Here is an 18018-nt window from a genome sequence, read left to right as displayed (position 1 = left end):
GCCCGCGCCCTGTCAGCCCGCTGTGCGCCGGCTGACAGGGCGCCCCGGCAGCCTGGCGTCGTCAGTGAACGACGAGACGACGTGAGAGGAGTCCAGGTGAGCTACGCCTTCCGGGCCGAGGGCCTGGTCAAGCGCTTCGGCGACACCACCGCGCTGAACGGGGTGGACCTGGCGGCCAGGCCGGGCACCGTGCTCGGGGTGCTGGGGCCCAACGGCGCGGGCAAGACGACGGCGGTGCGGATCCTCGCGACGCTGCTGCGGCCCGACGCCGGCCGGGCGGAGGTCGCCGGGTTCGACGTGGTGCGGCAGCCGGACGAGGTGCGCCGCCGGATCGGGCTCACCGGGCAGTACGCCTCGCTGGACGAGGACCTGACCGGCCACGAGAACCTGGTGATGATCGGCAGGCTGCTCGACCTGTCCAGGGCAGAGGCCAGGGCCAGGGCGGCCCAGCTGCTCGACCGGTTCGACCTCACCGAGGCGGCCGGGCGGCGCGCCGGCACCTACTCGGGTGGCATGCGCCGTCGCCTCGACCTGGCCGTCAGCCTGGTGGCCAGGCCCGAGGTGGTGTACCTGGACGAGCCGACCACCGGGCTCGACCCGGGCAAGCGGGACGACGTGTGGACGCTGGTGCGGGAGCAGGCGGCGCAGGGCGCCACGGTGCTGCTGACCACCCAGTACCTGGAGGAGGCGGACGCGCTCGCCGACGAGATCGCCGTGATCGACCGGGGCGCCGTCATCGCGCACGGCACCCCGCACGAGCTCAAGGCCGTGGTCGGCGACCAGACCCTCCAGGTGCGGCCGCTCGACGAGGGGCGGCTGCCCGAGGTGGCCGAGGTGCTCGAACGGGTCGCCGGCCAGCGCCCCGACTCGCCTGGCCGGGGGGTGCTCAGCGTCCCGGTGGTCGGCGACGCGACGCTGCGGCCCCTGGTCGCCGAGCTCGCCGAGCGCGGCATAGCCGTCACCGAGCTTTCGCTGCGGCTGCCCAGCCTGGACGAGGTCTTCCACGCCCTCACCGGCGAGGCCGCGAAGCGGGTGGCGGCATGAGCGGCACCCGTCTTCTCTCGCACAGCCTGACCCTGGCCCTGCGCAGCCTGCGCAAGATGGTCCGCACCCCCGAGCAGCTGTTCGACGTGACGGTGCAGCCGGTCATCTTCGTGGTGATGTTCCTCTACCTGCTCGGCGGTGCCGTCTCGGGGTCGACCGGCGAGTACCTGTCGTTCCTGCTGCCCGCGATCATGGTGCAGACGGTGGTCTTCGCCTCGGTGCCCACCGGCATCAACCTCAACACCGACATCAGGAAGGGCGTCTTCGACCGCTTCCGCAGCCTGCCCATCGCGCGCTCGGCGCCCCTGCTCGGCGCGGTGCTCGGCGACATGGTCAGGTTCGTGGTGTGCGTCGTGGTGCTGCTCGGCTTCGGCTACGCGCTGGGCTTCCGGATCGGCACCGACCCGCTGTCCGCGCTCGCCGCCTGCCTGCTGATGATGGTGTTCGCGTTCTCGCTGGTCTGGGCCTCGGTGCTGCTCGGCGTGACCGCCAGGGACCCGGGCAGCGTGCAGGGGATCATGTTCCTGGCGATGTTCCCACTCACCTTCGGCACCAACATGGTCACGCCCACCGAGACCATGCCCGGCTGGCTCCAGTGGTGGGTCGGGGTCAACCCGGTGACGGACGTGATGGAGGCGGCCCGCGGGCTGCTGACGTCAGGGCCGGTGGCGGGGCCCGTCACCAGCACCCTGCTGTGGTCGGCCGGCCTGTTCGCGGTGTTCTTCCCGCTCGCCGTCCGCGCCTACCAGCGCGGCACCGCGTAGCAGGTCGACGGCGGCGTCGCGGTGCCGGCCCGCGCCCCGCCGCAGCGCGGCGGCCCAGGGCCCGGCGCCGAGCGCCGCCTCCAGCCGGGCGGCGAGCGCGGCGGTGTCCCGGCTGCCCAGGTCGGGCATCCCGCGCAGGGCCTGCGCGGCGCCCAGCGCCTCGGCCGCCAGGGCCGGCTCGCCCCGGCCCTCGCACAGCAGGGCCACGGCGACGCCCACCCGGGCCACCACCGGCATGTCCCAGACGTCGCTCGCCTCGTCGAGCGCCTGCCCGAGGAGGGTGCCGGCGGCGCGGGTGTCCCCCTCGGACAGCGCGAGCAGCGCCAGGCCGGCCCGCACCAGCGCGCTCAGTTGGGGCTGGACGAAGGTGCCGCGCTCGACGTGCCGCATCGCCGTCTCGTAGTGCTCCCTCGCCTCGGCCGCATCGCCCCCGCGGCGCGCCAGATCGCCGAGGGCGAGCCGCACGTGCGCCACCCGGTAGCCGGAGCCGAGCCGGTCGGCCGCCTCGGCCAGCGGGATCAACTCCTCGCGCACCGCGTCGAGTTCACCCTGCTCGACCCGGACGACGGCCAGCAGGGCGCGCAGCTGGTCCAGGCCGGACTCCGAGCGCAGCTCGCCCATCAGGCCCAGTGCCTCGGTCAACGTGGCGCGGGCCTCGGCGAGTTCGCCGCGCTGCCGGCACAGTTCACCGAGCGAGGTCAGCGCCATCCCGAGCCCCCACCGGTCCCCGGCCTCCCGGAACCCGGCCACCGCCGGCCGAAGCTCCGCCTGCACCCCGTCGGGATCGCCCGCGTTCTCCAGGATCGCGGCCCGCATCAGGCGCAGCATCGCGCGGGTCCACGGGTCCGGATGGTCGATCGCCGCGGGGAGCCGCGCCCCCTCCGCCGGGGGGTCGGCGAACATCGCCAGGCCCTGTTCGAGCGCCCCGACCAGCGGCAGCGTCCGGGCGTCCACGCCGGGGCGCGCCAGCTCGGCGCGCAGCCGCTCGGCCTCCGGCCACGCCTCGGCCGGGCGGCCGGTGGCCGTGGCGTTGAGCACGAACAGGCCGCTGGCCACGGTGCGCGCCTCCCAGGGCGACGCGCCCGGTACGTCCAGCGCCAGCCGCAGCCAGTGGGTGGCCTCGTCGTGGTGGCCGCGCATCGTCCAGTACAGGCCGAGCGCCGCGACGAGGCGCACGGCGGTGTCCGCGTCCGCCACGGCCACCGCGTGGTGCAGGGCGGCCAGCAGGTTGTCCCGCTCGGCGCTCAGCGTGGCCAGCCAGGTGAGTTGGGCGTGCCCCCGCAGGTGCGGCGCGGCGGTCTCGGCCAGCCGCAGGAAGTACGCCGCGTGCGCGTCCCGCGCCGCGCGGGCCAACCCGGCCGCCGCGAGCCGCTCCCCGCCGTACTCGCGCAGCGTCTCCAGCATCCGGAACCTCGGTGCGGAACCGCCGTCGCCCTCCGCGAGTTGGAGCAGCGACTTGTCGGCGAGCGAGGTCAGCGGCTCCAGGGCCTCGCCGGCCGGCAGCCCGGTGACCCCCTCGGCGCTCTCCGGCGTGACCCCGCCCGCGAACACCGCGAGCCACTCGGCGAGCCGCCGCTCCTCGTCGGACAGCAGCTCCCAGCTCCACGCCACGACGGCGCGCAACGTCTGGTGGCGCGGCAGCGCGGTGCGGTTGCCGCCGGTCAGCAGCCGGAACCGGTCGTCGAGGCGGGACGCCAGGTGGTCGGGGTCGAGGGTGCGCAGCCGGGCCGCGGCCAGTTCGATGGCCAGCGGCAGCCCGTCGAGCCGGCGGCAGATCTCGCGCACCGCGGCGACGTTGCCGTCGTGCACCGTGAAGCCGGGCCGCACCGCCGCGGCCCGCTCCGCGAGCAGCCGCACGGCGGGGGAGGCCGCGGCCTCGGCGGCCCGCGCCCCCGGCGGCGGCAGCCGCAGCGGCGGCACGGGCGCCAGCGCCTCGCCGAGGATGCCGAGCGGCTCCCGGCTGGTGGCCAGCACCCGCAGCCCTGGGCAGTCGCCCAGCAGCCGGTCGGCGATCCCGGCCGCCGAGTCCACCAGGTGCTCGCAGTTGTCGAGAACCAGCAGCGCGGGGGCGCCGGAGAGCGCGTCGACGAGCTGGTCGAGCGCGTCCCGGGAGGCGGCGGACGGAGGTCGGGGCTCCAGGACGCCGTGCGCGTGGGCGCCCAGCGCGTCGAGCGCGGCGCGCGGCACGTCCTCCGGGTCGCCGACCGAGGCCAGCTCGACCAGCCAGACGCCGCCCGGGAAGCCGCCCGCCAGCTCGGCCGCCGCGGTGGTGGCCAGCCGCGTCTTGCCGGCGCCGCCCGGGCCGACCAGCGTCACCAGACGGGCCTCCGCCAGCCGCTCGCCGACCAGCCGCAGCTCCTCCTCCCGGCCGACGAAGCTGGTGAGCGGGGCCCGCAGGTTCCCGGCCGGCGGCCGGGGCGCCGGGGCGAGCGCCGGGTCGGCGCGCAGCACCGCCAGGTGCAGCCCGCGCAGCTCAGGACCCGGATCGGCGCCCAACTCCTCGGCCAGCAGCGACCGGTACTCCGCGTAGCCGGCCAGCGCCTCCGCCTGCCGGCCGGCCGCGTAGCGCGCCCTGATCAGCAGGGCCCGAGGCCGCTCACGCAGCGGGTGCGCGGCGACCAGCGCCTCAAGATCTGCCAGCACGGCCGCCGGCCGGCCGGCGGCCAACTCGGCCTCGGCCAGGTCCTCGACGGCCGCGTCCCGCAGCTCGGCGAGCCGGGCCGCGGCCGCCACCACGTACGGCGCGTCCCCCGCGTCGGCCAGCGCGGGACCGCGCCACAGCGCCAGCGCCTCGCGCAACGTCCCGGCCGCCGCGCCCGGCTCGCCACGGCCGAGCGCCCGCCGGCCGGCGCCGGCGAGGCGCTCGAACCTGGCCGCGTCCACGCAATCCGGCGGGACGGCGAGCCGGTAGCCGCCGGGCTCCGAGACGACGAGCCCGGAGCCGGGCAGCGCCCGGCGCAGCCGGGAGACGAGGGACTGCAGCGCGTTGGCCTGGTCGCCCGGCGGCGCGTCGCCCCACAGCACCCCGGCCAGCGCCTCGCCGCTCACCCGCGCTCCGGCGTCCAGCGCGAGCCTGATCAGCAGCGCCCGCAGCCGCGCGCCGCCGACGCCGACGGCCTCGCCCTGCGCGGAGGTGACCTGAAGCGGCCCGAGGATCCCGACCTGCACGGCGGCAAGTCTCTCACCGGCGGCGGAAACCGACTGGACAGGCGGTCGCCCGGCTCCCTACAGTCGGCGACCATGCGCAGCCCCGAGTCCGACAGAGCCTAGCCACCGGCGTCCGGTGGCTGTCCGCGCTCTCCACTCCGCCCCCGTCGTGGGGCGTCGCGCGCCCTGAACCCCTCCGCACGCCGGCGTGACCGTTCGACGTCATCCGCTCTCTTCCACGGCTGTGGGGTCTCGCTGTGCCTTTTGTGCTGTACGTACTCGCCCTGGCGATCTTCGCCCAGGGCACCTCGGAGTTCATGTTGGCCGGCCTGGTGCCGGACATCGCCGCCGACCTCGGGGTGTCGGTCGGCGCCGCCGGCGGGCTGACCTCGGCCTTCGCGGTCGGGATGATCGTGGGCGCGCCGCTGATGGCGGTGCTCGCGATGCGCTGGCCGCGCCGGCTCGCGCTGCTGTCCTTCCTGGTGGCCTTCCTGCTCACGCACGTCGTGGGTGCCGTGACCACCAGCTATCCGGTGCTGCTCGCCAGCCGGGTGGTGGCCGCGCTCGCCAACGCCGGCTTCCTCGCGGTGGCGTTGGCCGCCGCGACCGCCCTGGTGGCGGCCGACGCCAAGGGCCGCGCCACCTCGGTGCTGCTCGGCGGCGTCACCCTGGCCTGCGTCGCCGGGGTGCCGGGCGGCGCGCTGCTCGGTCAACTCTGGGGCTGGCGCTCGGCGTTCTGGGCGGTGGCGCTGGTTTCTGTGCCGGCGGTGGTGGCCGTGGTGCGGTCCGTGCCGGGCGGCGCGGCCGACCCGGCGGGCGCCGGGGGCGCGCGCGGCGAGCTGCGGGCGCTGCGCCGGCCGCGGCTTCTGCTGATGCTGGCGCTCGGCGCGCTGGTCAACGGCGCGACGTTCTGCACCTTCACCTATCTCGCGCCGCTGGCCACCGAGGTGGCGGGGCTCGGCGACGGCTGGGTGCCGGCGCTGCTCGCGCTGTTCGGCCTCGGCTCGTTCCTCGGCGTCACGCTGGCCGGCCGGGTGGCCGACCGCCGGCCCACGCCGCTGCTGGTCGGCGGCGGCCTGGCGCTGCTCGCCGGCTGGACGACGCTGGCCCTGGCGGCCGGCACCGCGGCCGTCGTGGTGCCGCTGGCCCTCGTGCAGGGCGCGCTGTCCTTCGCGGTGGGCTCCACGCTGATCGCGCGCGCGCTCTACGAGGCGCCCGAGGCGCCCCGCCTCGGCGGCGGCTTCGCCACCGCGGCGCTCAACGTGGGCGCGGCGCTCGGCCCGTGGGCCGGCGGCCTCGCCATCGACGCCGGCCACGGCTACCGCTCCGCGCCATGGGTGAGCGCCGCCCTGCTCGCCCTGGCCCTGACGACGGCGACCCTGGCCACGACGCGCCTCCGCCGGGCGTCCGAGCCGGTCGGCTAGCCGCCGACCGCGCCCCGTGCCGACCAGGTGTGTTCGACGAAGGGTGGCTCGGGGCCGTCCAGGGTCTCGGCCACCCACCGTTCGTAGGCGCCCTCGCCGGTCAGCCGCACCCCGAAGGTCCACATCGGGTCGGCGAACAGCACCGCGCCGTGCGTGAAGGTGAACTCGGCGCAGCGGACCGTGCCGCGCTCGGGCACGGACTCCCGGTTGGTGGTGTAAGGGACAGGGACGCGGACCGGACGGTCACCTCGGGGACGAGGGAAAGCGCGAGCTGGCCCCGGTTGCCGACCGAGTCCATCCGCAGGAGGCCGGCGTCCAGCACCAGGTAGACGGTCGGGGTCCACGGGGCGAACCGGGGGCGCCCCCCGTCCCGGTCGAGGGAGCCGGGCGCGAGCACGTCCGTCACCTCGCGGTCCGCCAGGGCCGCGAGGACCTCCGTCGGCGTCACGACCGCGCGTCGGCGAGCAGCGCCCGGGCCGCCGCGAGGGCCGCGGCGGCGGCGTCGGCTTCGCCGGCGATGGCGAAACTGACGATCGCGCCCTCGTGCAGGCTCAGCAGCTGTACCGCGAGGCGGTCGGGGTCGGTGGCCCCGGCCGCCGTGAGCTCGTGGTGGAAGAAGTCGCGCAGCCACTTCTTCTCGGCGACGATCACCTGCCGGCCCGGGTGCTCGGGCTCCGGCAGCTCGGCGAAGGCGTTGATGAAGCTGCAGCCGCGGTCGGAGTCGCCGAGCCACTCGGGGAGCACCTCGAACGGCACGAGCACCCGGCGCGCCGCGTCGCCCCTCGCGGCGTCGAGGCGCTCGGCGATCAGGTCGCGCCAGCGCTGGTCGCGGGTCTCCAGGTAGGCGACCAGCAGGCCGTCCTTGGAGCCGAAGCGGTCGTAGAGGGTGCGCTTGGTGACGCCCGACTCGGCCGCGATGGTGTCGACCCCGACCGCGTGGATCCCGCGGCGGTAGAACAGCTCGGACGCGACGGCCAGGATCCGCCGGGCGCCCGGGGTCAGCTGGTCGGCGCGCGTGGCTTCGCTCGTCGCACGAGACATCGGATTCCCCCTTGACTTCACAGGTCTGTATACCTAGCCTCGACTCCAGTACTTCACAGACCAGTGTAGTCGGAGGCAATCATGGAGCGAGTACTGCGACCGCTGGCCAGGTTCGTGCGTGACGTCGGCTACGGCGTCCACGCGGGGAACGCCATCCGCCACGGCCGGCCGCTCGACCCGACCACCCGCGAGGCCACCGGGGCCGCCGGGGCGGCGCCCGCCGCCGGGACTCCCCGGGACCGGCGGCTCCTCGGAAGCTAGGCTGCCGGCGAGGGAAGAGGCCGCATGTACGTCGGCCTCCCGCCGACGGCGGGCTGACCCGCCGGGCTCAGTCCACCAGCGAGCGAGGGTCGGTGTTGGCGCCGCACAGCACCACGCAGACCTCCTCGCCGGGCCCGGCCTCCGGCGCCCCGGCCAGGGCCGCGGCCGCCGCGTGTTCGACGGCGAGGCGGTGTTCCCGCCACAGCAGCCGCCTGGCCGCCACGATGACCTCGTCGGAGACCAGCACCGAGCTGACGTGCGGCATCCCGGCCCAGCGCAGCGCCTCGGCCGAGACCCGGCGGGCCCCGAGCGAGTCGGCGGCCACCGAGTCCACCGGCACGTCCACCGGTTCGCCGGCGGCGAGCGCCGCGTTCAGGCACCGGCAGTTCTCCGGCTCCACGGCCACCACCCGGATCCCGTGCTCGGCGGCCGCGGCCGCCACCCCGGTGAAGAGGCCGCCGCCGCCCACCGCGACCACCACCGTGGTCACCGTTGGCCTGGCCGCCACGATCTCGTCCAGCAGCGTGCCGGCGCCGGCGGCGATCAGCGGGTGGTCGTAGGCGTGTGAGGCCAGCGCCCCGCTCTCGGCGGCGAACTCGGCGCAGGCCGCCGCCGCCTCCGCGTACTCGCGGCCCACCGGGCGCACCTCGGCGCCCAGCTCCCGCAGCCGGTCCAGCTTGACCGCCGGCGCCGTCTCCGGCACGAAGACGGTCGCCGGAATCCCGCGCTGCGTGGCCGCCCAGGCGCAGGCGAGGCCCGCGTTGCCGCCCGAGGCGATGGTGATGCCGGCCGCCGGCATGGCGCCGCTCTCCAGGGCGGCGGTGGTGAAGTTCAGCGCGCCACGCGCCTTGAAGGTGCCGGTGTGCTGGAGGTGTTCGAGCGCGAACGACCAGCCTTCCGCCGCCCGCGCCACCGCCACCGGCCGTACCCGTCCCTCGATCCGCTCGCGCGCGGCCTTCACGTCGTCATAGCTGAACACCGCGCCAGCGTAGTCCGCCCCTACGACCGGCCAAGCAGGGTGTCGACGTCGAGTTCCACCGCGGCGCCCACGGACTCGGGCAGGGTGAACGACTCCCCGGGGCGGTAGACGGACCGGGACCGGTACTCGCCCTCCAGGGGGTCGGTCAGCAGCACGGCCTCGCGGTTCTGCCGGTCACCGATGAGGTAGACCGGTACTTCCGCTTCGGCGTAGCAGCGCGGTTTCACCACCGTGTCGTTCGCGTGGTTGGACGAGGTGATCTCGACGACCATGCGAAAGATGGATGGCGCGTAGCAGTTGTAGGGCATCTGGTGGTCTTCGAAGTCGCCGTCCACGACGGCGAGATCCGGGATGACATGGTCGAGCGTGCCGGTGGGAAGCCACAGCCCCACGCCTTGGACGACCAGGGTCTCCTTCCCGTGCAACGCGGCCAGTGCCAGGGTCAGACCGGTGAGGGACCTGGCGTGTTGGCCATCCGCTGGTGGGCTCACGGTGAGCGTGCCTCCGATGATCTCCGGGCGAAAGCCGGGCATGTTCCGACGAACCGTCTCGGCGAGATCCAGCAGATCGGGCGCCGTCTCCAGTGCGGCCGGCGGCTCGAAGGGCGTGACGGGGCGCTCAGGGGCGATGGTCATGTCGGTGTTCCTGTCTCCCTCGCGGGGCATGGACCTCACCTCTGATCCTAGGAGCGGGCAACGGTCACCAGAATCGATTCTGCCAGGTCAGCGGGGGTGAACGTGGGCTGATGCGGCGGTGAGATAGGTTCACTGGCCATGGATATAGCGATCAGATCGGGTCATGTCGTTCCCGTGGACGGGGATCCCATCGAGGGCGGGACCGTGCTCGTCATCGGCGGGAAGATCGCCGCCGTCGGGCCGGACGCGGAGGTCAGTGTGCCGGAGGGGGTGCCCACCGTCGACGCGGCCGGGAAGTGGGTGCTGCCCGGGTTCGTCGAGGCGCACGGGCACATCGGCGTCCACGAGGAGGCCGAGGGCTGGGCCGGTCAGGACACCAACGAGATGACCGACCCCAACGGCGCCAGGATGCGGGCGCTCGACGCGATCAACCCGGCGGACACCGGGTTCGCGGACGCGCTCGCCGGAGGCGTCACCAGCGCCGTGATCAAGCCGGGCTCGGGCAACCCGATAGGCGGCCAGACGGTGGCCGTGAAGTGCTGGGGGCGCAGCGTCGACGAGATGCTGGTCCGGCAGCCGGTGAGCGTCAAGAGCGCGCTGGGCGAGAACCCCAAGCGGGTCTACGGCGAGAAGAAGCAGCTGCCGTCGACCCGGCAGGGCGTGGCCGCCGTGATCAGGGACGCCTTCACCAGGGCGCAGGACTACCAGGCCAAGCGGGACCACGCCGCCGAGGAGGGGAAGCCGTTCGAGCGCGACCCCAGCCTCGAGGTGCTGGTGAAGGTGCTCGCCGGCGAACTGCCGTGGTGCCAGCACACCCACCGGGCCGACGACATCGCCACCGCGCTGCGGCTGGCCGACGAGTTCGGCTACCGGGTGGTCATCAACCACGCCACCGAGGCGCACCTGATCGCGGACGAGATCGCCCGCCGCGAGGTGCCGGTGATCAGCGGGCCGCTGTTCACCACCCGCAGCAAGGTCGAGCTGCGCCACCGCACCCTGGCCAACCCGGGCATCCTCGCCCGCGCCGGGGTCAAGGTGGCCATCACCACCGACCACCCCGTGGTGCCGATCAACTTCCTGGTGCACCAGGTGACGCTCTCCGTCAAGGAGGGCCTCGACCCGGCCGAGGGCCTCCGCACCATCACCGCCAACCCGGCCGAGATCATGGGGCTCGACGACCGCGTCGGCTCGCTGAAGCCGGGACTCGACGGCGACGTGGTGATCTGGTCCGGCGACCCGCTCGACGTGATGAGCCGGGCCCTGCGGGTCTTCATCGAGGGCCGCGAGGTCTACAGCTACGACGAGGAGAAGCGGGTGGGCCGGGTCGCCGACCCGTACTACCGCGAAGCGGCCTGACCCTCACAAGAGCGATCCACCCTGAACTTGCCGTGGCGGAAATTTTTCCGCCACGGCAAGTTTTGCTACGGTGGTCGGCATGACACCGGATGCCGACGCTCCCCTCGGCCTGCGGGAGCGCAAGAAGCGGGAGACCCGAGTCGCGCTGAGCCGCGCCACCATCCGGCTGTGCGTCGAGCGCGGCTGGGAGAACGTGACGGTGGAGGACGTCGCCGCGGCCGCGAACGTCTCGGTCCGCACCTTCCGCAACTACTTCTCCGGCAAGGCCGAGGCCATCGCCGCCAGCCATGTGGAGCGCATGCTGCGGATCGCCGACGAACTGCGCGCCCGACCCACGGCCGAGCCGCTGTGGGACGCGATCACCGGCGTCGTGCTCGCCGAGTTCGGCGGGCCGGCCGAGCCGGCGGGCGCCGAGTCACCGCAGGCCCGCCGCTGGCGCGACGGAGTCCGGCTGATGCTCGCCGAACCCGCCCTACAGGGCGAGATCGTCAAGGCGAACGCGGCGGCGCAGGGCGCCTTCGCCGAGGCCGTCGCCGAGCGCATCGGCAGCGACCCGGCGCACGACGTCTACCCCAAGCTGGTGGCCGCCGTCGTCGGCGCCGCCAGCTCGGTCGCCGTCGAGCACAGCCTGACGGCCGAGCCGCCGGCCGCCGTCGGCCCGGTCCTCGCCGAGATGCTGGAGCGGCTGGCCGTGGGCCTCCGCGCACCGTCGTAGGCGCGTACCGCCCGGTTGTTCTCCGGGCGGTTCACCCTGCCCTTTTTGAATCGGGCACATCCCTCAGAGAGGTGCGTAACACGTGATCGCCGATGTCGTCATAGCCGGCGGTGGCCCCAACGGGCTGATGCTCGCCTGCGAACTCAGCCTGGCCGGCATCCACCCCGTGGTGCTCGAACGCCTGCCGGAGCCCAGCGAGGAACCGAAGGCCAACGGCCTGCTCGGACAGGTGGTGCGGCTCGTCGACCACCGAGGGCTGCACGAGCGGCTCGGCGGCGGCCCGAACCCGCCCCAACCCAACACCAGCTACTTCATGTTCGCCGCGATGGGCCTCAACCTGGGCCTGCTGCCCGCCAGCCCGATCTACGGGCTGCCCGTGCCGCAGCGGGAGATCGTGCGGGTGCTCGAAGCACGCGCCGCCGAACTCGGCGTCGAGATCCGGCGCGGACACCAGCTCGTCGGCCTGGCCCAGGGCGAGGACGACGTCACCACCGACGTGGCAGGGCCGGACGGTGAGTACCGGCTACGGGCGCGCTACCTCGTCGGCGCCGACGGCGCGCACAGCGTCACCCGCAAGCTGTCAGGCATCGGCTTCCCCGGCGTCAGCTACGACCGCAGGACCAACCGCACGGCACACGCCACGGTCCCGGCGGAGTGGGTGGACCCCGCCACGGGCGCCCTGACCGTGCCGGGCCACGGCACCATCCGGCCCTTCCTGCCGCTGCGCACCGAGCACGGCGGCTTCGCCTACGCGCCGTTCCCCGGGCACCCGCCGCTGATCAGCACCACCGAGTGGGACCAGCCGGAGACCGAGGAGCCCATGAGCCTCGACGAACTCCGGGCCTCCGCCCGCCGGGTGCTCGGCGCCGACCTGCCGCTCGGCCCGCCCGTCGGCGAGGAGCACCCCGTGCTGCGCCGGCTGACCGGCGGCAACACCCGGGTCGCCGAACGCTTCAGGGACGGCCACGTGTTCCTCATCGGCGACGCCGCCCATGTCTACGCCGAAGGCGGCGGTCCGGGGCTCAACCTCGGCCTGCAGGACGCGGTCAACCTCGGTTGGAAGCTTGCCGCCGAGCTGCGCGGCGGCGCCCCGGCCGGGCTGCTCGACACCTACCAGACCGAGCGCCGGAAGGCCGCCGACCGCATGGTCATGAACGCGCAGGCGCAGTCCTCGCTGTCCGCCCCCGGCGGCGACATCACGGCGCTGCGGCAGCTGTTCGCCGAGCTGCTGGGCCAGTGGGACGTCGTCCAGCACCTGGCCGCCCTCATCGCCGGCGCCGACGTGCGGTACGACATGGGGGGCGCCGATCCTCACCCGGCGGTCGGCTGGTTCGCGCCCGAGCTGGCGATCGAGACGGCAAGCGGCACGGTCCGCCTCGCGGAACTCACCCGCGCCGCACGTCCGTTGCTGCTCGACCTGACGGAAGGCGGCTCGGCCGCCCGGGCGTTGGAGGATCGCAAGGACCAGCTGGACATCGTCACCGCGCGGCCAGGGACGCCAACCCCGGAGGTCACGGCCCTGCTGCTCCGCCCGGACTGCCATGTGGCCTGGGCGACGGCCTCACCGGACCCAGGCCCCGCCGAACGGGAATCGCTCCGCGCGGCGGCCCACCGCTGGCACGGCGCGCCGTAACCGCCGGGTGGTCAGCGGACGGTGGTCACGAACGCCGACCAGGCGCCGCGCGGGACGTCGAGGTGCGGGGCGGCCGGCTGCTTGGAGTCCCGGACGTGGACTATGGGCCCGGCCGCCACCTCGACGCAGTCTCCGCCGCCGGAGTCGCTGTGGCTGGACCGGTGCCAGTCGTGGGCGACTTCGACGCAGGCACCGCCGCCGTCGTCGCTGTAGCTGGACTTGAACCAGCGCAGGGTGTCGCTCATGCCCACTCCTCTGCCAACTGCTCGATGAACGCCAGGGATTCGTCCTGGCTCAGGGCCTGTGCTCGGATCTTCGCATACCGCTGGGCGAGCTGAGTCACCTTGGCCGGCTCGGAGATGAGCAGGCTCTCGCCCTCGGTTTCGAGGTAGACCACGGTCTGGTGCTCGTTCGTCTCCAGGACCTTCATGGGGCCGCGCAGACCGGCGTGCTGGCCGGTCGCGCCGCGCCGCAGGGGCAGGACTTGGAGCGTGACATTGACGCGTTGAGCCTGTTCGAGCAGATAGCGGAGCTGGTTGACCATGACCTCCGGGGTGCCGATCTGGCGGCGGAGGGTGGACTCCTCCAGGACCAGCTCCAGCATGGGCATGGGCTTGCGGTCGAAGAGCGTGCGACGGTCCATCCGGCCGCGCACCAGGCTCTCCACCTCCTCCGGGTCGCGGGGCGGATAGCCACACTCGATGAGTGCGCGGGCGTACTCCTCGGTCTGGAACAGGCCGTCGATCACCAGGGTCTCGTAGGAGCAGATGCTCAGCGCCGCCATCTCCAGCTTCGCGTAGTTCTTGAAGTAGCGCGGATAGCGGTCCATCCGCAGGTACTCCTGGGCCTCCCGGAGCACCTTCTTGCCGCCGAACAGCGCCTCGTCCAGCTTGGCGAGCTTCATCTCGCTCGGCGGCTGGGCGCAGCGCTCAAGCGCGCTGATCGCCGAGCCCGTATAGCCGGACTGCGTCCCCAGATCCTCCTGCGTCCAGCCGTTCCCCTCCCGCAGCGTGCGCACCAGGTGTGCGACGAACTGGTAGGTCGGTGAGGGGTCCCCGTACTCGTTCACCCAGGCCGACATGTGCAACTCCCCTTCGCTCGATGTCGTGCAACACGCTCAACGTCCGTTCGACCAGCCTCGCCAGTCCCACGGTCATCGAGAGTGACCTCCTACACACACTACGTTTCAGCACTGACAGTGGTGCCGTGAACGCACAAAGCGATGTCGTCGCGGAAGACGACGATGACTTCGAGCTGCCCTGGCTGCCGGACCGGTGGACCGGGTTGCGGCTGGCCGGGGTGCACTTCGACGCGATCCGGATCGACGGGCCCCGGGGGAGGGTGGTCGCCGACCAGTTGGCGTCCATCACCACGGGCGGCCCGGGGCCGGTGATCCTGGCCTACGGCGGGAAGCGGGCCACGTACTTCCTGGTGCCGGTCGGCAGTACCGGGCATCGCGCCTGGCCGCCGGGCGTCGCCCGGCTCACCGGTCCGGTGGCGTGCGAGCGCCGCCGCTACTTCATCGGCGTCCCGGCGTTGCGCGGCTCCACGTGGCCGCTGACCTGGCACTCCCGCCCGACGCCTGACGGACGTCTGGTGAACGTGTCGCTGCTGCACGCGGTGGTGCGGGCGGTGTGGGCGGCATCCGAGTAGCGCCGGGGTCAGGCCGGCCGTAGCCACACCGTGGCGAGCGGCGGCAGGGTCAGGCGGATGCCGTCGTCGTGGTGCTTGATCGGCTCGGAGTTGACGAGGCCGCTGCCGCCGTAGCGTTCCGCGTCGGTGGTGAGGAGCTCGGTCCAGGCCGGGATCGCCGGCGGCGCGGGGACCGGGTAGTCCTCGCGGACGACGGGGCAGAAGTTGCTGATCGCGAGCAGCGGTGGGCCGGCCTTCGGGAGGCGGAGGAAGGCCACGACGTTGTCGTCGGCCCGGTCGGCGGCCAGCCACGCGAAGCCGGCGGGGTCGTGGTCGAGCTCCCAGAGGGCGGGCGTGGCACGGTAGGTGTGGTTGAGGTCGGCGACCAGCCGCTGGACGCCGCGGTGGTCCTCGGCGGCCGGCCAGTCGTCGTCGAGCACCCACCACTGCGGGCCCGCGACGTCCGACCACTCGGTGCCCTGGGCGAACTCCTGCCCCATGAAGAGGAGTTGCTTGCCGGGATGGGCCCACATGAAGGCGAGGTAGGCGCGGTGGGTGGCCCGGCGTCGCCACCAGTCGCCCGGCATCTTGGCGACCAGCGGGCGCTTGCCGTGGACGACCTCGTCGTGCGAGACGGGCAGCACGTACCTCTCCGACCAGGCGTAACTCAGGGAGAACGTGATCTCGTCGTGGTGGAACCGGCGGTGGACCGGGTCGTGCGACAGGTAGCGCAGCGAGTCGTGCATCCAGCCCATGTTCCACTTGAGGTCGAAGCCGAGGCCGCCGGCGGCCACCGGCCGGGTGACGCCGTCCCAGGCGGTGGACTCCTCGGCGATGGTGAGCAAGCCGGGGCAGCGGGCGTGCACGGTGGCGTTGAGCTCGCGGAGGAAGGAGACCGCCTCCAGGTTCTCCCGGCCGCCCTCGGCGTTGGGGCTCCACTGGCCCTCGCCGCGCGAGTAGTCCAGGTAGAGCATCGAGGCGACGGCGTCCACCCGCAGGCCGTCCAGGTGGTACTCCTCGCACCAGTAGACGGCGTTGGAGATCAGGAAGTTGCGCACCTCGGGGCGGCCGTAGTCGAACTCCAGGGTGCCCCAGTCGGGGTGCTCTGCGCGGCGCGGGTCAGGATGCTCGTAGCAGGGGGTGCCGTCGAGGCGGGCGAGCGCCCAGTCGTCCTTCGGGAAGTGGGCGGGGACCCAGTCCATGATCACGCCGATGTCGGCCCGGTGCAGGGCGTCGATCAGGTACTTGAGGTCGTCCGGGGTGCCGAGGCGGGAGGTGGGGGCGTAGTAGCCGGTGACCTGGTACCCCCACGAACCCCCGTACGGGTGCTCGGCTACCGGCATCAGCTCGACGTGCGTGAAGCCCAACTCGGTCAGATAGGGCGGTAGTTCGGTGGCCAGCTCGCGGTAGCCAAGGCCCGGGCGCCAGGACCCGGCGTGGAGTTCGTAGACCGCGACCGGGGCGCGGAGCTGGTCGCGGTGGCGGCGGGCCGCCAGCCAGGCCGCGTCCCGCCAGCGGTGGCGGGAGGCGTGCACGACGGACGCGGTGCCCGGCGGCCGCTCGGTGCGGCGGGCCATCGGGTCGGCACGCAGCGAACGGGTGCCGTCCGCGCCCACGATGTCGAACCGGTAGCGTGCCCCGGCGTCGAGCCCCGGCGCGAACCCCTCCCAGACGCCGGAGTCCCCCAGCGGGCGCAGCGGGCAGCCGGCGCCGTCCCACCCCGCGCGCTCGGTGGCGAGGCCGACCGAGCGGGCGCCAGGGGCCCAGAGCGCCACATGGCTGCCGCGTACGCCCCGGTGGCGCGTCGGATGGGCGCCCAGGACGTCCCACAGACGCGGGTGGCGGCCCAGGGCGATCAGCCGGAGGTCCGACGGGGTGAGGGGCACGGCGGATTCTCCTGGTCAGTCGGGTGTGCTGGCCGCGAGGCGGCGGATGGCGGTCATCGGGACATGCAGCCAGTGCGGGCGGTGCCTGGCCTCGTACAGCACCTCGTAGACGGCCTTCTCCGTCTCGTAGGCGCGCACCAGCTCCAGCTGGTCCATCGGGTCGATCCCCGAGGTGTCCGCGTAACCGCGGCAGTAGGCGGCCCGGTTGGCGCGCGACCAGGACTCGGCCCAGGAGCCGCCGGTGCCGTGCTGGCAGGCCGCGTAGTCGAACGACCGCAGCATGCCGGCGACGTCGCGCACCGGGGGTCCTGGTCGGCGGCGGTCGGTGAGCGGGCGGGCCGGCTCGCCCTCGAAGTCGATCAGCGACCAGCCGCCGTCGGCGGTGCGCAGCACCTGACCCAGGTGCAGGTCGCCGTGGAGCCGCTGCACCCGGCACTCGCCGCCGCGCTCCGCGTACTCGGCCAGCGCCCGGTACGTGCGGCGCAGACCGGCCTGGTAGGGGCGGAGCGCCGGCACCGCGGCGGCCGCCTCGGCCAGCCGCTCGGTCATGCCGGCCGCGGCCTCCTCCAGCTCCGGGCGGCCCAGCGTCCCGGTGGGCAGCGCGGCGGCCAGCGCGGTGTGCACCTCGGCGGTGGCCCGGCCGAGGGCGCGCGCGGCGCCGGTGAAGTCGGTGCGCCGGGTGAGCGAGGCGAGGGCCAGCTGCCAGCCGTCGGCCGAGCCGGCGAGGTAGGGGACGAGCACGCCGAGGGTCAGCGGCTCGGTCGCCTGGCCGAGGAGGGCGGCGCCGGGGAAGGACGCCTCGAACCAGGCGGCGGGCGCCGGCACCCTGGCACACCCGGCCTCGGCCAGCGCCAGCGGCAGTTCGAGGTCGGGGTTGACGCCGGGGCTGACCCGGCGGAACAGCTTGAGGATGTGCGCCTCGCCGTAGACCACCGAGGAGTTGGTCTGCTCGCCGGTGAGCAGCCGGGCAGTGGGGCCGGCGGGGATCGCGGTGCCCGGGGCCCGGCCGAAGCTGAGGGTGCCGTGCCGCCCCGGGGCGCGCAGCCGCTCCAGCATCAGGGCGGCGAGCCGGGTGTCGTGCAGCGCCTCGTAGACGACCTGGCCGCGCAGCGGGCCCTCGGTGGGGCGGCCGACGAGGGCGGGGGAGAGGGTGGGCGGCAGCACCGGGCGGACGCCGAGCAGCAGTTGGTAGCAGTCGTCCGGGGTGGTGTCGCGGGCGCCGCCGTGGCGGGCGCGGACCAGCAGGTGCAGCAGCCCGGGGCCCGAGCCGGCGCCGGAGCAGGGCAGCAACTCGGTGGCGGAGACCAGGGTGAGGGAGCTGAGCGGTCGACCCTTGCCGGCGAACCAGCGTTGCTTGGGCAGCCAGCGCGCGAGCGGGCCCGTCAGGGAGCGCAACAGGGCGCTGCCGTGCGGCACTGACAACTGGGGGAGGCGCGCGTGCACCGTCCGGGGCGAGGAGCTCTCCGTCATGGCGTCCTTTCCCCGGGTGAGAAATATGCCC

General features: G+C 74.2%; 17 protein-coding genes. 8 read left to right on the top strand and 9 right to left on the bottom strand.

Going from position 1 to position 18018, the window contains the following annotated elements; genetic code table 11:
- Positions 1-96 precede the first annotated feature (96 nt).
- On the top strand, positions 97-1044 hold the full coding sequence (locus tag ACFWI8_RS22555) for an ATP-binding cassette domain-containing protein (protein ID WP_387094503.1): 948 nt from the start codon (positions 97-99) through the stop codon (positions 1042-1044).
- Positions 1041-1808 carry an ABC transporter permease gene (locus tag ACFWI8_RS22550; RefSeq protein WP_387094500.1) on the top strand — a complete coding sequence of 256 codons (768 nt, stop codon included), beginning with the start codon at positions 1041-1043 and terminating at the stop codon, positions 1806-1808. Before ACFWI8_RS22555 ends, ACFWI8_RS22550 begins: the two co-directional genes overlap by 4 nt.
- On the opposite strand, the gene ACFWI8_RS22545 is transcribed toward ACFWI8_RS22550, so the two are convergent.
- Entirely contained in the window at positions 1701-4976 is a 3276-nt protein-coding gene (locus ACFWI8_RS22545) for a BTAD domain-containing putative transcriptional regulator (RefSeq protein WP_387094497.1), read from the bottom strand. The genes ACFWI8_RS22550 and ACFWI8_RS22545 overlap by 108 nt on opposite strands.
- Positions 4977-5212: 236 nt before the next feature.
- On the opposite strand from ACFWI8_RS22545, the gene ACFWI8_RS22540 reads away from it, so the two are divergent.
- A complete protein-coding gene (locus ACFWI8_RS22540) occupies positions 5213-6379 on the top strand; it encodes a Cmx/CmrA family chloramphenicol efflux MFS transporter (RefSeq protein WP_387094494.1) in 1167 nt (388 codons plus the stop codon).
- Here ACFWI8_RS22540 and ACFWI8_RS22535 read toward each other — a convergent pair.
- Both ACFWI8_RS22535 and ACFWI8_RS22530 read right to left on the bottom strand, forming a co-directional pair.
- Entirely contained in the window at positions 6376-6576 is a 201-nt protein-coding gene (locus ACFWI8_RS22535) for a hypothetical protein (protein ID WP_387094492.1), read from the bottom strand. The genes ACFWI8_RS22540 and ACFWI8_RS22535 overlap by 4 nt on opposite strands.
- A gap of 247 nt (positions 6577-6823) precedes the next feature.
- Positions 6824-7420, bottom strand: coding sequence for a TetR/AcrR family transcriptional regulator (locus tag ACFWI8_RS22530; RefSeq protein ID WP_387094489.1), 597 nt, complete (start codon positions 7418-7420; stop codon positions 6824-6826).
- Positions 7421-7501: 81 nt separating this feature from the next.
- Here ACFWI8_RS22530 and ACFWI8_RS22525 point away from each other — a divergent pair, with 81 nt between their 5' ends.
- On the top strand, positions 7502-7681 hold the full coding sequence (locus ACFWI8_RS22525) for a hypothetical protein (RefSeq protein ID WP_387094487.1): 180 nt from the start codon (positions 7502-7504) through the stop codon (positions 7679-7681).
- A gap of 67 nt (positions 7682-7748) precedes the next feature.
- Here ACFWI8_RS22525 and ACFWI8_RS22520 read toward each other — a convergent pair whose 3' ends face one another.
- Both ACFWI8_RS22520 and ACFWI8_RS22515 read right to left on the bottom strand, forming a co-directional pair.
- Positions 7749-8660 (bottom strand): serine/threonine dehydratase, encoded by a 912-nt coding sequence (locus ACFWI8_RS22520; RefSeq protein WP_387094484.1) that lies wholly within the window; start codon positions 8658-8660, stop codon positions 7749-7751.
- A 20-nt stretch (positions 8661-8680) separates the two neighbouring features.
- A complete protein-coding gene (locus ACFWI8_RS22515; protein ID WP_387094481.1) occupies positions 8681-9325 on the bottom strand; it encodes a Uma2 family endonuclease in 645 nt (214 codons plus the stop codon).
- Between the two features lie 144 nt (positions 9326-9469).
- Between ACFWI8_RS22515 and ACFWI8_RS22510 the strand changes: the two genes are divergently transcribed.
- The 3 genes from ACFWI8_RS22510 (at position 9470) to ACFWI8_RS22500 (ending at position 12999) form a co-directional block, all read left to right on the top strand.
- Positions 9470-10651, top strand: a complete 1182-nt coding sequence (locus ACFWI8_RS22510; RefSeq protein WP_387094478.1) for an amidohydrolase — start codon at positions 9470-9472, stop codon at positions 10649-10651.
- Positions 10652-10730: 79 nt separating this feature from the next.
- Entirely contained in the window at positions 10731-11366 is a 636-nt protein-coding gene (locus ACFWI8_RS22505) for a TetR/AcrR family transcriptional regulator (RefSeq protein ID WP_387094475.1), read from the top strand.
- Between the two features lie 82 nt (positions 11367-11448).
- Positions 11449-12999, top strand: a complete 1551-nt coding sequence (locus ACFWI8_RS22500; protein WP_387094472.1) for an FAD-dependent monooxygenase — start codon at positions 11449-11451, stop codon at positions 12997-12999.
- An 11-nt stretch (positions 13000-13010) separates the two neighbouring features.
- On the opposite strand, the gene ACFWI8_RS22495 is transcribed toward ACFWI8_RS22500, so the two are convergent.
- On the bottom strand, positions 13011-13244 hold the full coding sequence (locus ACFWI8_RS22495; protein ID WP_387094469.1) for a DUF397 domain-containing protein: 234 nt from the start codon (positions 13242-13244) through the stop codon (positions 13011-13013).
- Complete coding sequence (locus tag ACFWI8_RS22490) at positions 13241-14080, bottom strand: Scr1 family TA system antitoxin-like transcriptional regulator (RefSeq protein WP_387094466.1); 840 nt, start codon at positions 14078-14080, stop codon at positions 13241-13243. The genes ACFWI8_RS22495 and ACFWI8_RS22490 overlap by 4 nt, the downstream gene beginning before the upstream one ends.
- Positions 14081-14205: 125 nt before the next feature.
- Between ACFWI8_RS22490 and ACFWI8_RS22485 the strand changes: the two genes are divergently transcribed.
- Complete coding sequence (locus tag ACFWI8_RS22485) at positions 14206-14652, top strand: hypothetical protein (RefSeq protein ID WP_387094463.1); 447 nt, start codon at positions 14206-14208, stop codon at positions 14650-14652.
- Between the two features lie 8 nt (positions 14653-14660).
- Here the strand turns inward: ACFWI8_RS22485 and glgB are convergent, their stop codons facing one another.
- Both glgB and ACFWI8_RS22475 read right to left on the bottom strand, forming a co-directional pair.
- Entirely contained in the window at positions 14661-16517 is a 1857-nt protein-coding gene (gene glgB / locus ACFWI8_RS22480; RefSeq protein ID WP_387094460.1) for a 1,4-alpha-glucan branching protein GlgB, read from the bottom strand.
- Positions 16518-16532: 15 nt separating this feature from the next.
- Positions 16533-17987 (bottom strand): maltokinase, encoded by a 1455-nt coding sequence (locus ACFWI8_RS22475; protein WP_387094457.1) that lies wholly within the window; start codon positions 17985-17987, stop codon positions 16533-16535.
- Positions 17988-18018: the final 31 nt, after the last annotated feature.

The sequence above is a fragment of the Streptomyces sp. NPDC127098 genome (genome assembly GCF_042722465.1).
Taxonomy (GTDB): Bacteria; Actinomycetota; Actinomycetes; order Streptomycetales; family Streptomycetaceae; genus Streptomyces; species Streptomyces millisiae.
Note: the sequence above shows the minus strand (reverse complement) of the source record. Positions and strands in the feature narration are given on the sequence as shown.